This is a genomic window from Pilimelia columellifera subsp. columellifera, from assembly GCF_039532605.1.
GTDB classification, from domain to species: domain Bacteria; phylum Actinomycetota; class Actinomycetes; order Mycobacteriales; family Micromonosporaceae; genus Pilimelia; species Pilimelia columellifera.
This window is the reverse complement of the sequence record NZ_BAAARY010000010.1, coordinates 73175-87611: the sequence shown is the minus strand read 5'-3', so window position 1 is coordinate 87611 and position 14437 is coordinate 73175. Positions and strand designations below refer to the sequence as shown.

The 14437-nt window shown below is 73.3% G+C and carries 13 protein-coding genes; 4 read left to right on the top strand and 9 right to left on the bottom strand.

What is annotated here, in order from left to right; translation table 11 throughout:
• Positions 1–25: 25 nt before the first annotated feature.
• The 4 genes from ABD287_RS12180 to mca all read right to left on the bottom strand — a co-directional run bounded on the left by ABD287_RS12180 (position 26) and on the right by mca (position 6061).
• Complete coding sequence (locus ABD287_RS12180) at positions 26–2119, bottom strand: thioredoxin domain-containing protein (RefSeq protein ID WP_344172352.1); 2094 nt, start codon at positions 2117–2119, stop codon at positions 26–28.
• A 76-nt stretch (positions 2120–2195) separates the two neighbouring features.
• On the bottom strand, positions 2196–4709 hold the full coding sequence (locus ABD287_RS12175; protein WP_344172350.1) for a putative bifunctional diguanylate cyclase/phosphodiesterase: 2514 nt from the start codon (positions 4707–4709) through the stop codon (positions 2196–2198).
• 134 nt (positions 4710–4843) lie between these two features.
• Positions 4844–5092 (bottom strand): hypothetical protein, encoded by a 249-nt coding sequence (locus ABD287_RS12170; RefSeq protein WP_344172461.1) that lies wholly within the window; start codon positions 5090–5092, stop codon positions 4844–4846.
• 99 nt (positions 5093–5191) lie between these two features.
• The gene (gene mca, locus ABD287_RS12165; protein WP_344172348.1) at positions 5192–6061 is read right to left on the bottom strand and encodes a mycothiol conjugate amidase Mca; all 870 of its coding nucleotides are present in this window, start codon (positions 6059–6061) and stop codon (positions 5192–5194) included.
• A 108-nt stretch (positions 6062–6169) separates the two neighbouring features.
• Between mca and ABD287_RS12160 the strand changes: the two genes are divergently transcribed.
• From ABD287_RS12160 to ABD287_RS12150, 3 genes are all read left to right on the top strand, one after another.
• A complete protein-coding gene (locus tag ABD287_RS12160; RefSeq protein WP_344172346.1) occupies positions 6170–6574 on the top strand; it encodes a DUF4307 domain-containing protein in 405 nt (134 codons plus the stop codon).
• A gap of 187 nt (positions 6575–6761) precedes the next feature.
• Positions 6762–7259: a transcription elongation factor GreA gene (gene greA, locus ABD287_RS12155; protein WP_344172344.1), complete on the top strand. Its 498-nt coding sequence runs from the start codon at positions 6762–6764 to the stop codon at positions 7257–7259.
• Positions 7260–7458: 199 nt separating this feature from the next.
• Positions 7459–8229, top strand: coding sequence for a S1 family peptidase (locus ABD287_RS12150; protein ID WP_344172342.1), 771 nt, complete (start codon positions 7459–7461; stop codon positions 8227–8229).
• A gap of 37 nt (positions 8230–8266) precedes the next feature.
• Here ABD287_RS12150 and ilvA read toward each other — a convergent pair whose 3' ends face one another.
• From ilvA to ABD287_RS12135, 3 genes are read right to left on the bottom strand one after another with little or no spacing between them, the layout of a single operon-like run.
• Positions 8267–9478, bottom strand: a complete 1212-nt coding sequence (ilvA, locus tag ABD287_RS12145; protein ID WP_344172340.1) for a threonine ammonia-lyase — start codon at positions 9476–9478, stop codon at positions 8267–8269.
• 42 nt (positions 9479–9520) lie between these two features.
• Positions 9521–10915 carry an amidase gene (locus tag ABD287_RS12140; RefSeq protein ID WP_344172338.1) on the bottom strand — a complete coding sequence of 465 codons (1395 nt, stop codon included), beginning with the start codon at positions 10913–10915 and terminating at the stop codon, positions 9521–9523.
• A 31-nt stretch (positions 10916–10946) separates the two neighbouring features.
• Complete coding sequence (locus ABD287_RS12135; RefSeq protein ID WP_344172336.1) at positions 10947–12086, bottom strand: cystathionine gamma-synthase; 1140 nt, start codon at positions 12084–12086, stop codon at positions 10947–10949.
• 60 nt (positions 12087–12146) lie between these two features.
• Here ABD287_RS12135 and ABD287_RS12130 point away from each other — a divergent pair, with 60 nt between their 5' ends.
• Positions 12147–12554, top strand: a complete 408-nt coding sequence (locus tag ABD287_RS12130; RefSeq protein WP_344172334.1) for an HIT family protein — start codon at positions 12147–12149, stop codon at positions 12552–12554.
• A gap of 46 nt (positions 12555–12600) precedes the next feature.
• Here ABD287_RS12130 and ABD287_RS12125 read toward each other — a convergent pair whose 3' ends face one another.
• A complete protein-coding gene (locus ABD287_RS12125; protein ID WP_344172332.1) occupies positions 12601–13857 on the bottom strand; it encodes an MFS transporter in 1257 nt (418 codons plus the stop codon).
• Complete coding sequence (locus ABD287_RS12120) at positions 13854–14426, bottom strand: helix-turn-helix domain-containing protein (protein ID WP_344172330.1); 573 nt, start codon at positions 14424–14426, stop codon at positions 13854–13856. Before ABD287_RS12120 ends, ABD287_RS12125 begins: the two co-directional genes overlap by 4 nt.
• Between the last annotated feature and the right edge of the window lie 11 nt (positions 14427–14437).

The following is a 14437-nucleotide window of genomic DNA, read 5'->3' as shown; positions in this document are numbered from 1 at the left end:
CGGCCGGCGACCGGTCAGGGACTGATCAGCGTCCGGTCAGGGACTTCAACAAGACGGAAACGTCGGTCGTGGGCTGCTCGCAGGCGAAATCCCGGCAGACGTGAGCCGTCGCCGCGCCGTTGATCCTGGTGCGGCCGGCCAGCAGCGGCGCCCCGTCGGCGTCCGGCGATCCGGCCACCACGACCGCGCCCGCCGGCGCGGCCCACAGCGCCGCCGCGACCAGCGGATCCCCCGCCGGGTCGTCGGTGACGACGGCGATCTCGTACGGGCCGGACAGCAGCGCCTCCCCCACCGCGCAGGCGTAGCCGGTGGCCCGCGGGTGCCTGGCCGCCGCCGGGGCGATCGTCGCCAGCGCCGCCTCGGCCGCGGACCGGTACCGGGTCTGCCCGGTCAGCGCGGCGTAGGCGACCAGCGCCGCGCAGACCGCCGACTGTCCGGACGGGGTGGCGTTGTCGGTCGGGTCGGCGGGTCGGGTGATGAGCGGGTGGGCGTCGTCCGCGGTGTCGTAGAAGCCGGCCCCCTCACGGCCGAACCGGGCCAACGCGACGTCGAGCAGCTCGCCGGCCCGGCGCAGCCACACCCCGTCGCCGGTGAGCTGGTGGAGCGCGCAGAACGCCTCAGCGACCGCGCCGTAGTCCTCCAGCACCCCGGCCGGGGCGCCGGCGACCCCGTCCCGGGACACCCGCCGGAGCCGGCCGTCGACCAGGTGGACGGCCGCGAGCAGCTCGCCTGCGGCGACGGCGGCGTCGCTAGCGGCGACCGCTGCCGCGGCGGCGCCGTCGACGTCGTCTGCGGGCCCGGTCGACGGGCCCGCAGACGTCGGAGCCGGCGACAGGTCCGGGATGGACGGGAGTTGGGTGAGCGCCGCCAGCCGCGCGAACTCGGCGAGCGCGGTCACCGCGTACCCGTTCCACGCTGCGACGACCTTGTCGTCCCGGGCCGGCTGAGGTCGGGCGGCGCGGGCCGCCAACAGCGCCGCCCGCGCTACCCGCCACCGGTCTCTGATCGCCGGGTCGGCCGCGTCAATGTCCCGGGCCAACCGGAGCACCGACGTGCCGTGTTCGAACGTTCCGCCGGCGGTCACCGCGAACAGGTCGGCCGCCCACGCCCCGTCCTCGGGGCCGAGGACCTCGACGAGCTGGGTCGGCGTCCAGGCGTAGGTGAGCCCCTCGACGCCGTCGGCGTCGGCGTCCAGCGCCGAGGCGAACCCGCCCTCGGCGGTGCGCAGGTCACGCAGCAGAAACTGGGCGGTCTCGGCGGCGACCCGACCGGCCAACCGGTCCCCGGTGAGCCGCCACAGCTGGGTGTAGCCGCGCAGCAGCAGCGCGTTGTCGTAGAGCATCTTCTCGAAGTGCGGGACCGTCCAGGTCTCGTCGACGCTGTACCTGGCGAAGCCGCCGCCGAGCTGGTCGTAGAGGCCGCCGCGGGCCATCGCCTCGGCGGTGTGCCGGACGGTCTCCAGGGCCCGCTCGTCGCCAGCGCGCTGGTGCCGGCGTAGCAGGAACAGCAGGTTGAGGTGTGGCGGGAACTTGGGCGCGCCGCCGAACCCGCCGTGGGCGTCGTCGTGCTGGCGGACCAGGGTCGCGGCGGCCGCGTCGAGCGTCGCCGGCGTCATCGGGGCCCCGCCGCGCCCGATGGCCTGCGCCCCGGCCACCGCCTCGACGACAGCCCTGCCCTGCGCCAGGACGGCGCCCCGCTGCTCGGCCCAGGCGGACCGGATCGCCCCGACGACCTCAAGGAGCTGCTCGCGCGACAGGTACGTGGCGCAGAAGAACGGCTCGCCGTCGCCGGTGGCGAAGACGGTCATCGGCCAGCCGCCGTGGCCGGTCATCGCCTGGGTCGCGGTCATGTACACGGCGTCGACATCGGGGTGTTCCTCCCGGTCGACCTTGATGGACACGAATCCGTCCCGCAGGGCCGCGCCGACCGTGTCGTCCTCGAACGACTCGTGCGCCATGACGTGGCACCAGTGGCAGGCCGAGTATCCGACGGAGATCAGCACGGGCACGTCCCGGCGGCTGGCCTCGGCCAGGGGCTCCGGACCCCACGGCCACCAGTCCACCGGGTTGGCAGCGTGCTGCTGAAGGTAGGGCGAGGTGGCGTCACCGAGCCGATTCATCCGGCCAGCGTCTCACACGACGTGGCCCGCCGGCGGGCGGGAACGGGCCTGAGAGCGCCGGCGAGCCGGCTGTCGCTCAGGAGACGCCGTCGGCCCGCAGCGGGACGATCCTGGCCTGCGCGTTGTCGCGCAGCGCCCGCAGCACCCCGAGCACCTTCTCCGGCGGCATCGGCCGGAAGAAGTGGTAGCCCTGGGCGGAGGTGCAACCCAGGGCGGTCAGCGCCGCCCGTTGATCGGCGGTCTCGACGCCTTCGGCCACCACCCGCAGCCCCAGTTCGCGGGCCAGGTCCACGGTGGTGCGCACGATCGCCGCCGCCTCCGGCGAGTCGACCATGCCGGCGACGAACTCCCGGTCCACCTTCAGCTCGTCGACCGGGACCCTGGTCAACAACGTCATCGACGAGAAGCCGGTGCCGAAGTCGTCGACGGCCAGCTGCACGCCGGTGGCCCGCAGCCCGGCCAGCACCTCGTCGATGACGGCCAGCTCGCTCATCATCACCGTTTCGGTGATCTCCAGAACGAGCCGGTGCGCGGGCACCTGGTGCCGGCGCAGCAGCTCGGCGACGTCGGCGGGCAGACGCGGGTCGAGCAGGCTGCGGGCCGACACGTTCACCGAGATCGGCACCAGCAGCCCGTTGAGCGCCCAGTCCGCGGCGGTGGCCAACGCCCGGTCGATGACGTACTGGGTGAACGGGGCGAGCAGGTCGCTGCTCTCGATGACCGAGATGAACTCCCCCGGCGCCAGCGGCCCGCGGCGCGGGTGCTTCCAGCGGATCAGCGCCTCGACGCCGGTGGCGTCCCCAGTCTTGAGGTCGACCGCCGGCTGCAACGCCAGAACGAGCTGGTCGTCGACGGCCAGCGCCGCCCGTAGCTCGGCCAGCAGCGCGAGCTGGTTGGTGCTGGCGGCGTCGCGGGCGCTGTCGTACCAGCCGACGCTGCCGCCGCCGGATTTCGCCTGGTACATCGCCCGGTCGGCCCGGCGCACCAGCTCGGTCATCGTCGCGGTGCCCGCCGAGGCGATGACCACCCCGACCGACGCCTCGACCGACAGCGCCACCCCGGCGACCTCGACCGGCACCGCCAGCTCCTCGGCGATCTGCCGGGCCCGGCGCAGCGCCACCGCTCGCGGGGCGGCCCGGTCCCGCTCCGGCAGGCCGGGCAGGTCCAGCGCGCACACCGGCTCCGGGGCGCTGTCGCTGGGCGCGACGAGCATCGCGAACTCGTCCCCGCCGAGGCGCGCCAGCAGCTCACCCTGTCGGGTGAGTCGGCGCAGCCGACCGGCGACGACCCGCAGCAGCTCGTCGCCGGCGGCGTGCCCGAGGGTGTCGTTGACCTCCTTGAAGTCGTTGACGTCCAGCAGCAGCAGCCCGACCGGCTCATCGGCGGGCAGCCGGCGCAGCGCGGTGTCACCCTCGGCCAGCAGCGCAGCCCAGTTGATCAGCCCGGTGAGCGGATCGTGCTGTTCGGCGTAGGTGGACCGGGCCTCGACCATCCGCAGCCGGCGTTGGCTGGCGGCGTTGTCGAGGGCGGCGGCGAGAGCGTCGCCGAGGGCGCCGAGCAGCAGCTCGTCGCGGGCGGCCGAGTCGGCTTCGGCGGGGCGGAACATCCGCAGCCAGGCGACCTCCCCGCCGGCGCCGGTGAGCCTGCGGGTCACCGACGACCCGCCGGTGGCGGCGGCCGGCTGGTGACCGTCCACGTAGCGCCGCCACAGCCCGTACGGCCGGCGGACGTCCAGCTCGACCCAGGCCGCGCCGAAGATCTCCCGGGCCCCGCGCAGTCCCGCGCGGGCCACCTCGGCCTCGTCGAGCTGGTTGAGCCGGCTGGTGGCCTCGGCGAGCGCGCGCCAGGCCCGCCGCTCGTCGCCGGCGCGAAGCCGGTGCGCGTAGGTCTGGTGCAGCAGCCACAGGACCGGGGCCAGCAGCGGCAGCCACCGCGGTTCGCGGGCGAGGATGGCGACCGCCGCCAGCCCGGCGACGGTGTTGCCGACGAGGGTGAGGCTGGCGCCGTGCACGGCCCGCATCGTCAACAACCAGTAACGCCTGCGGTGCCAGATGGCGGCCGAGGCGGTCCGGGCAGCGGTGCTCGCCAGGTGGAGCGCGGCGGCGGCCAACGCGAGCACGACCGCCAGCTCCGGGGTCCACGGCGCGCCGACGGTCGGCGAGACGAGCGCGACAACCCCGGCGATGGCGGCGGTGGCCGCGACGACGGCCGCGACGTGCCTGCCGTGGCGGCGGGACCTGCCGGGGTCACCACGGGCCTGGAGCCACCACGCGATCCCCGCCCCGACGGCGGTGGCGCTGACCAGCAACTCCCACGGCAACAGGTGCAGCCCGACGATGATGGCGGCCTCGCCCCAGCAGACGTTGAGCACGACGGAGCCCAGACGGAGCCGCAGCACAGCGACGTGGGCGACAGCGGTGGCGACCGCGACGACCGCCCACCGCCAGGCGAAAGGCGCTACGGCTGCGGGTTCCCGAAGGACAGAAATCAGGCCGATGGCGATGGCGACGACGGCCGCGCCCGAGAGCGCCGCGGAGAGCACCTGCCCCGCGCGGCGCTGCTTCCGCACGCTGAGGTGCGACGACGGCACTGGCCGTTGCCTCCTTCCGCATACGGAGCGGAGGACAATTCCCTCCCCGCGGGAAGGCTAAGCCAAACCGGATTTCCGCAACAGGGGCACCCCGCGATAACTGAAGCCCCGGCGTACCCTCAGGTCACTTTCGTTCAGCGGCCGGCGGTGGCCGGCGGCTCGCCCGACCCCTGCCGCGGAACGACCCCGGCGGCGTCGGTGGGGAATTCTCGCGGGAGTCGACGCAGCCGGGTGTTCATGTTCCGGATGAGCAGCACGGTGACGATCGCCACCAGCACGACGAACAGCGCGCCGAGCGGCCCGGCGAGGCCGCCGACCCGGGTGTCGCCGAAGTTGTTGACCCGGGGCGGCTGGGTGGGCTCGACGCCCGCCGTCGCGTCCAGGCTGCCGACCAGCGCGGTCGCCCCCTCCAGCAGCGGGACGAGTTCGGTGATCATGTTGCGCCGCCCTTTCCGGTACGTGGACCCGGCTCCACGGTACGGCTAGCGCAGGCCGGCGAACAGATCGGTCTCCGGAAGCCGCGTCTCGATGGCCGCCTTGGCCAGCTCGTAGTCCTCGGTGGGCCAGTGCCGGGCCTGCACCTCCAGCGGGGCCCGGAACCAGAAACCGTCCGGGTCGACCTGGGTGGCGTGGGCGCGCAGGGCGTCGTCGCGGGTGGCGAAGTGCTCGGCGCACGGGACGCGGGTGGTGACCCGGGGGCCACGGTCGCGGGTCGGGTCGGAGAACCAGTTGTCGAGCATCTCGCCGTAAGGGGACTCCAGCCCCTCGGCGAGCATCCCGGCGTGCAGCGCCTCGAACTTCATCCGGGTGAAGGTGTGGTGGTAGTACAGCTTCGCCGGCTGCCACGGCGCCCCGGCTTCGGGGAACTGCTCCGGATCACCGGCGGCGTCGAAAGCGATCGAGCTGATCGTGTGGGTCATGATGTGGTCCGGGTGCGGGTAGCCGCCGTCCTCGTCGTAGGTGAGGATGACGTGCGGCCGGTGCCGCCGGACGATCTCCACGAGGCGGCGGGCCGCGAACTGGGCGTCCTCGCGGGCGAAGCAGCCGTCCGGCAGCGGCGGCAGCGGGTCGCCCTCCGGAAGCCCGGAGTCGACGAAACCGAGCCACTCCTGCCGGACGCCGAGGATCGCCCGCGCGGCGTCCATCTCCGCTCGACGGATGTTGGCGATGTCGGCGAGCACGTCGGGGCGGTCGAGCTTGGGGTTGAGGACGCTGCCGCGCTCGCCGCCGGTGCAGGTCACCACGAGCACGTCGACGCCTTCGGCGACGTACTTGGCCATGGTGGCGGCGCCCTTGCTCGACTCGTCGTCGGGGTGGGCGTGGACCGCCATGAGGCGCAGTTGCTCAGCCACCGCTGGCTCTCCTTCGTCGGCTCCCGGGCCACCGGGGAAGCCCCGGGGCCACCTGGGATGATGGTCACCGAACATTCTGGCCGAGAGCAACCGACGGGAGGCGCCCGGGTGACGATCCACAACGCCCCGGTCTTCCCTGCCGGCCGGTACGGCCGGCGGCGTCAGCCGGACGGGCGGCGGCACCGGGCGGTGCTGGTCGTGGGCGCGGTCGTCGCGGTCGGGGCCGCCACCGCCATCGGCGTCCGCGGGTACCAGCTCATCGGCGACCCGGACTTCCAGCCGCAGACGATCGCCTACGAGCCGTTGTCGGACAGCGCCTTCTCGGTGCGGTTCCAGGTGAACCTGCCCGACGGCGCGGCCGCCGTGTGCTCGGTGCGGGCGCGGGACCGCGCCGGCGCGGTCGTCGGCCGGGTCGAGGCCCCGGTGCCGGCCGGCGCGCCGGTGCAGGAGGTCGTCCTGGCGACGTCGGGGCGCGGTTTTGTCGGCGAAGCGGTGCGCTGCCGGCGGGGTTGACCCGAGGAGAATTGACAGGGCAGTTGGCGAACCCGCTGTTAGAGTTGGTGGTTCTACGCACGTCGCCCCCGCGCCGCTGCCCGTCCTCGACGGCGTCGGCCGCCAGCGCCGACCTGGGCGCATTCGTCCGGGTAGGAGCTGTTACGGGGGCGGCGTCACGTTTTTCCCCGAAGCGAGGAGTTCGTCCGTGTCCACGACTGACCGCGAAGCCACGACCTGGCTCTCCCAGGACGCATTCGACCGCCTTCAGGCCGAGTTGGACGAGCTCATCGCGGCCCGTCCCGCGGTCGCCGCGGAGATCAACGCCCGCCGCGAGGAGGGCGATCTGCGGGAGAACGGCGGTTACCACGCCGCACGCGAGGAGCAGGGTAAGCAGGAAGGGCGAATCCTTTACCTGCGGGAGCTGCTGCGTACTGCCAAGGTCGGCGCCGCCCCCGAGGCCGGCGTGGTCGGACCGGGCATGGTCGTCACGATCTACTTCGAGGGTGACCCGGACGACACCGAGACCTTCCTGCTCGGGTCGCGCGAGATCGCCGCGACGACCGACCAAACCGTCTACAGCCCAGAGTCCCCGATCGGGGCCGCCGTCCTCGGCTCCGCCGCCGGACAGGCCGTCAGCTACACCACGCCGACCGGCGCCCAGGTGAGCGTCACGGTGGTGAGCTTCGCGCCGTTCAGCGACTAACCAGTCACGCGCCTCAGGACGCGGCCGGCAATACGCCGGCCGCGTCCTTTACTGTGCGTTTGTTGATCATGACGGCCAGCTAATTTGCCAACATCTATCGACAAAAGGTTTTATGTGACCAAGGATTTCGACAACCGCCAATACGTTCTATGGTTGCGCGGATATCCCGCCCCTACCCACTCGTGCCAAGAGGTCACACATGAGCCGTCGACTCACCGCCGCCATCAGCGCGGCCCTCACCGCCGCCACCCTCATGCTCACCCCGGTCGCCGCGGCGGCAGCCCCCACAGCCACCGACCCGGGACAGCGGATCGTCGGCGGCCGGCCCGCCGCCGAGGGCGCCTACCCGTTCATGACCTACCTCAGCATGGGGTGCGGTGGCTCGCTCATCTCGCCGGACATCGTTCTCAGCGCAGCGCACTGTTTCGAGCAGAGCAGCTCGGTCACCATGTACACCGGAAGGGTCAACTGGCGCAGCGGCGAAATGCGCTCCAGCGCGGGAATCCGCAAGGGGCGAACCGCCACCGACCGCGACTGGGCCGTCATCAAACTCAACCGACCCTCCACCATCCAGACCTTCGTCAAGCTGCCGACCAGCGCCAACCTGGACAGTGGACCGATGTTCCGGGCCATCGGCTGGGGCGCTACCTCCGAAGGCGGCGCCGGCAGCCCGACGCTGCGCGAGGTCAACCTGCCGTTCGTCTCGGACCAGCAGTGCCGCGAGGTGGTGGCGGCCCAGGAGATCTGCGCCGGCGACGTGCGCAACGGCCAGATCGACACCTGCCAGGGCGACTCGGGCGGGCCGCTGCTGGCCCAGCACAACGGCGCCTGGGTGGTGGTCGGTCTGACGAGCTGGGGCCAGGGCTGCGCCCGGCCCGGCAACCCGGGGCACTACACCCAGGTCAGCTACTTCCTGCGGGACATCAGGAACGCGATCACCCAGCTCGGGGGCCAGCAGCCGCCGGCCTGACCACCGACGAGGGCAGGGCGGGCAAGCTGCCGCGTTCTCAGCGGAAGGTGACCTCGTAGCCGGCAGCCCGTAGCGCCCGCACCAGCTCCCCGGAGTGCTCTCCCCCGCGGGTCTCCACCGACAGGCTGACGGCGACCTCGCCGAACCCGAGTCGCGGATCGTGCCGACGGTGCTCGACATCGGACACGTTGGCCCGGCTGTCGGCGATGAGCGCCAGCAGCCGGGCCAGCTTGCCCGGACGGTCCGCGCAGCGCACCGTGAACCGTAGGAAACGCCCGGCGGCCGCCAGTCCATGCTCGATGAGCTTCATGAGCAGCAACGGGTCGACGTTGCCGCCCGAGAGCACCGCCACCGCCGGCGTGCCCACAGCCACTTTCCCGGTGAGAAGCGCCGCCGCAGCCGCCGCGCCGGCCGGCTCCACCATGAGCTTGGCCCGCTCCAACAGCATCAGCATCGCCCGGGACAGGTCGTCGTCCGAGACGGTGACCACGTCATCCACCAGGTCGCTGACGTGAGCGAAGGTCAGGTCGCCCGGGATGCCGACCGCGATGCCGTCGGCGATGGTGCTGTACGACGCCAGCCGCACCGGATGCCCGGCGGCCAACGAGGGCGGAAACGCCGCCGCCCCCACCGCCTGCACGCCGACCACCCGCACATCCGGCCGAAGCGCCTTCACGACGACCCCGATCCCCGAGACGAGACCGCCGCCGCCGACCGACGCGACGATCGTCGCGGCCTCCGGCAACGCGGCCAGGATCTCCAACGCCACCGTGCCCTGACCGGCGATGACGTCCGGATGGTCGAACGGGTGGATGAACACCGCCCCGGTGCGGTCGGCGAACTCACGGGCGGCCACCAGCGCCTCGTCCACGGTGGCGCCGGTCAACTCGACGTCAGCGCCGTACGAACGGGTCGCCGCCACCTTCGGCAGCGGCGCGCCGACCGGCATGAACACCGTCGACCGGATACCAAGCAGGCCCGCGGCCAAGGCCACCCCCTGGGCGTGGTTGCCGGCGCTGGCCGCCACCACGCCCCGCGCCCGTTCCACGGAACTCAGCCCGGAGATACGGACGTAGGCCCCACGGACCTTGTAGGAGCCGGCCCGTTGCAGGTTCTCGCACTTGAGCCACACCGGGCCGCCGGCGATCTCCGACAACGGCGACGAATGCTCCAACGGGGTGTCCCGGACGACGCCCGCGAGCGTCTTCGCCGCCGCCTGGACATCGGCGATCGTCACCAGTTCACGCATGGGGTGATCGTGCCACCCCGACCCGCGGACCGCGAGTGGCTCTTACCGCGCCGACGCCACCCGTGGGAACGTCGGCGCGTGCCGGGGCCACGGGTTGGCCAGCTCAAGCTGGCCGGCCAACGCCAGCAGCGTCCGTTCGCTGCCGGCCGGGCCGACCAGCTGCACCGCCAACGGCAGCCGGTCCGCTCCGACGCCGACCGGCACGCTCAGCGCGGGCAGCCCGGCGACGTTCCACGGCGCGGCGTACGGGGCGTACCGCAACGACGCGGCCACGTTCGCCGCCCAGCCGCCGGCCGCCCAGCCGCCGGCCCGGGGCAGCGGCGCCGCCAGGACCGGGGTGAGCAGCACGTCGAAGCGCCGGGACGGGAAGAAGGCGTGCGCCCGGGCCCGCCAACGTTCCCGGTCGACCTGACGTACCAGGCCCAGCCGCAGCATGGCCGCGCCGACCGCGGCGTGCCGCCGGGAGCGGGCCTGCAACTGCCGGCCGTCCAGGCCGAGATCGAGGATCTTGCGGTGGGCGCCGGCGAACCACAGCGGGCCGTTGCGCAACGCCGCCGAGGCGTACCCCGGATCGCCGATCGCGGCGTCGTGGCCGGCGGCGACCAGGAGCCGGGCTGCGGTCGTCACCGCGTCCCGGTTCGCGGCGTCCGGCCAGATCCCGGGGACCGGCGACCGCAGCGACACCGCCACCCGCAGCCGTCCGGGCGGCTTCAGCGGAGTGGGCGTTCGGCCGGCGAGGACATCGAGGCCGAGCGCGGCGTCGGCGACGCAGCCGGCGAGAATGCCGTGCTCGACCATGCCGAACCACTCGTCGGTGTCGTCGTCGGCGGGAACAACGCCGCTGCCGGGCTTGACGCCGACGACCCCGCAGCAGGCCGCGGGAATGCGGATGGAGCCGAGGCCGTCGTTGCCGTGGGCGATCGGGACCATGCCAGAGGCGACCGCCGCCGCCGACCCGCCAGACGAGCCGCCGGGGGTCCGGTCGGTGCGCCACGGGTTGCGCGTCGCCCCGGACGTGTCGTCGGTGACCGCCCACAGCCCCAGTTCGGGCATCCGGGTGATCCCGACGACCACCGCGCCCGCGCCGCGGAGCCGCCGGACGACCTCGTGGTCGTGCTCGGCGACCGGCTGGACGGCGCCGTTGACGCCGTGACCGGTCGGGAGCCCGGCGACCGCGGTGTTCTCCTTGACGACTACGGGCACCCCGGCCAGCGGCAGATTCGCCAGGTCAGGCTGCTCGTCGACCTTCTCCGCCTCAGCCACGGCGGCCGCCGAGCGGACCGTCCGGAGCGCCGAGACGATCGGCTCCGCCACCGCGATGTGCTCCAGATGGTCGACGACGACCCGCGTCGCCGAAGCGTCGCCGCGCCGCACCGCTCGGGAGATCTGTTTGGCGGTCGCGCCAACCCACGTCGGCACGGGCTCCGACATGCTCACCTACCTGTTCAGTTGGGAGTGACGGGGACCTTCAGCCGAGCGCCGACGACAGGTCGACCAGCAGATCGTCAACGTTCTCGATGCCCACCGACAGTCGCACGAGATCAGCGGGCACTTCAAGGGGCGATCCGGCGGCGCTGAGGTGCGTCATCCGTCCGGGGTGCTCGATCAACGACTCGACCCCGCCGAGCGACTCGGCCAGCAGGAACACCTTGGTGCGCTCGCAGACGTCGACCGCCGCGGCCTCGCCGCCGACGACCCGGAACGACACCATGCCGCCCATCCGGCGCATCTGCTTGACGGCCGTGCCGTGGCTGGGGTGCTCGGGCAGTCCGGGATAGATCACCTGGGCGACCCTGGGGTGTCGGGTGAGGAACTCCACGACCCGCTCGGCGTTGTCGCAGTGCCGGTCCATCCGTACCGCGAGGGTCTTGAGGCCGCGCAGGGTCAGCCAGGCGTCGAACGGGCCGTTGATCGCGCCCATGGCGTTCTGGTGGAACTCGACCTGCGCGCCAAGCTCCTGGTCGGCGAAGACCAGCGCTCCGCCGACGACGTCAGAGTGCCCGCCGATGTATTTGGTGGTCGAGTGGACGACAACGTCCGCGCCGAGCGCCAGCGGCTGTTGCAGGTACGGCGAGGCGAAGGTGTTGTCGACCACGCACAGCGCCTCACGTTCGTGGGCGAGCTGCGCCACGGCCGCGATGTCGGCGACGTTGAGCAGCGGGTTCGTCGGCGTCTCCAGCCAGACGATCCGGGTGTGCGCGGTGATCGCCGCCCGGACGGCGTCGATGTCGGTGACGTCGGCGGCGGTCCAGTCCACGCCCCACCGCTCGGCGACCTTGGCGAACAGCCGGTAGGTGCCGCCGTAGGCGTCGTCGGGGATGACGACGTGGTCGCCGGGCTGGCAGACGGTACGTAGCAGGGTGTCCTCGGCGGCCAGTCCACTGGCGAACGCCAACGCGCGCCGGCCGCCTTCGAGCGCGGCCAGACACTCCTGGAGGGCGTCCCGGGTCGGGTTGGACGAACGGCTGTACTCGTAGCCTTTCCGGGGCTTGCCGACGCCGTCCTGCAGGTAGGTTGAGGTCTGGAAGATCGGTGGGATCACCGCCCCGGTGTGCGGGTCGGGCGCCTGGCCGGCGTGGATCGCGAGAGTCTCGAAGCCGTACGTCATGCCGTCGAGGCTAGCCCGCGGACGGACCTGACGCCCGCTGGTCCCCTAGGGTCGCGCCTTGTGGAGTGTGTCTTCTGCGCGATCGTGGCCGGCGCGCCGGCGCACCGGGTCGCCGACGAGCCGGCCGGGGTGGCGTTCCTCGACGTCCGCCCGGTGTTCAAGGGCCATGTGCTGGTGGTGCCGCGGGCACATGTGCCGGTCCTCACGGACCTGCCCGAACAGCAGCTGGCTCCGTACTTCGGGCTGGTCCGGCGGGTGGCGGCGGCCGTCGAGGCGGGCCTGGGCGCCGGGGGGACGTTCGTGGCCATGAACAACCGGGTGTCCCAGTCGGTGCCGCACCTGCACACTCATGTGGTCCCCCGGACCAGGGGGGACGGGCTGCGTGGCTTCTTCTGGCCCCGGACCCGCTACACCGACGACGCGGACGCGACCGAGGCCGCCGCCCGGGTGCGCGCCGCGCTGGGCTGACCGCCGCCTGGCCCGGCCATGTCGTGCCGTCGCCGGCCGTGCCCGCTCAGGGCAGCTGACGCCAGTGGGCGCCGATCAGCGGGGTCAGCGCGACGAGCAGGTACAGCGCACCGGCGACGAGCAGCACGCCGCTGGCGCCGAAGCGCTCGCTGGCGAAGCCCGCCCCGAGGGCGCCGATCGGCATGGCCGCCCAGCAGCCGGCCCCGACCGCGCCGAACACCCGCGCCCGCATGTTCGCCGGCACCCGGGCCAGCTCGGCGGTCTCCAGCAGCGGATTGATCGCCCCGGCGGCGAACCCGGCGAGGACGAAGACGCCGACCAGCGGCCACAGCGACCACCCGGCGGCCAACGCCAGGAAGGGCGGCGGGCCGGCGATGACGAAGGCCAGCACCAGCGTCGCCCGCTTCGGCAGCCGGTGCCCGACGGCCCCGTACAGCAGCGACCCGATAAGCGCGCCGCCGCCCATGACCCCGACGAGCAGGCCGAGAGCCGCCGCGCCGCCGAGCCGCTCGTTGGCGACGACCGGCAGCAGCACACTCGCCTTGGCGGCGTCGAACAGGTTCGTGACGACGACCAGGAGCACGATCGCCCGCAGCAGCGGGTCCCGGGCGACGAACCGGACGCCGGCCCCGAACGCCGCCCAGTACCCGCCGGCGTCGGGCTCGTCGTCGACGGTGGGTTGGAGGGCACGCGGCACGAAGGCCGCGACGACGAGCGCGGCGGCGGCGAAGGTGGCGGCGTCCACGGCGATGGCGGTCTCGGCGCCGGCGACCGCGACGAGCGCCCCGGCCAGCGGAGCGCCAACCAGCCAGGACGCGCGGTGGGTGGCGCCGAAGAACCCGAGCGCACGCTCGACCGGGACGCCGGCCAGAGCGGCGGCGTCGGGCAGCAGCGCGGCGCGGGCCGTCTGGCCGGGCGTGTCGAGCAGTCCGGAGAGGAAGACCAGGGCGATGACGGCCCAGATCGGCAGGCCGCCGACGAGCGCCGCCAACGGGATGACCGCCATCGTCGCCCCGGACGCGAGATCGGCGACGATGCTGGCCCGCCGGTAACCGACAAGGTCGACCACGACGCCGCCGAAGACGCCGCCGATGATGACCGGCGCGAAGGCGAACGCGCCGGCGACGCCGGTAAGGACGGCCGAGCCGGTCTCGGCGAGGACGTACAGCGGCAGCGCGACCAGCGTGATCATGTTGCCGGTGAGCGACGCGCCGTGCGCGGCGATGAGCGCGACCAGCGGGCCAGGACGACGGGCCGGGGTGACCGGTGTGGTGTCAGCCGGGGCGGTCAGCGCGCCGGTCACGGCTCGGTCCGGAAGGCGTGGTAGATCATCGCGACCGGACGCGCGTCGGGACGGCTGGAATCGCTGCGGGCGTCCCAGCGTTCGGCGAGGGCTTCCAGCTCGCCACGTAGCTCGGCCAGCTCGTCGGCAGTGAGGTGGATCATGGTGTCGCCGCTGATGCTGGCCCGCACCCACTCCGACGGCAGGGTCGGCTCCGCCGCGAGGGCCTTCTCAAGGCTGTCGAGATAGCCGGCGAGGATGGCCCGACGCAGCACGGTCATGGCCAGCTGGCGTTCCGGGTCGCCGTGCGCGTCCAGAGGCTCGAACTCGGTGCTGGCGTGGGCGGCCCGCCACCAGCTCTCGCGACGGTCCCGGGCGAGTTCGGGGGCTGGCTCGACGAAGCCGTGCCGGGCGAGCGTGCCCAGGTGGTAGCTGACGGACCCGACCGCCTCGTCGACGAGGGCGCTGAGCGCGCCGACGCTCTGCGGACCGTGGGTGCGCAGCTCGCCGAGCAGCCGGAGCCGGGTGGGGTGGCCGAGGGCGCGCATGGCGGCCGGGTCGGTGAGACGCAGGCGTCTGGGTTCGGACATGAGCCCGAGCG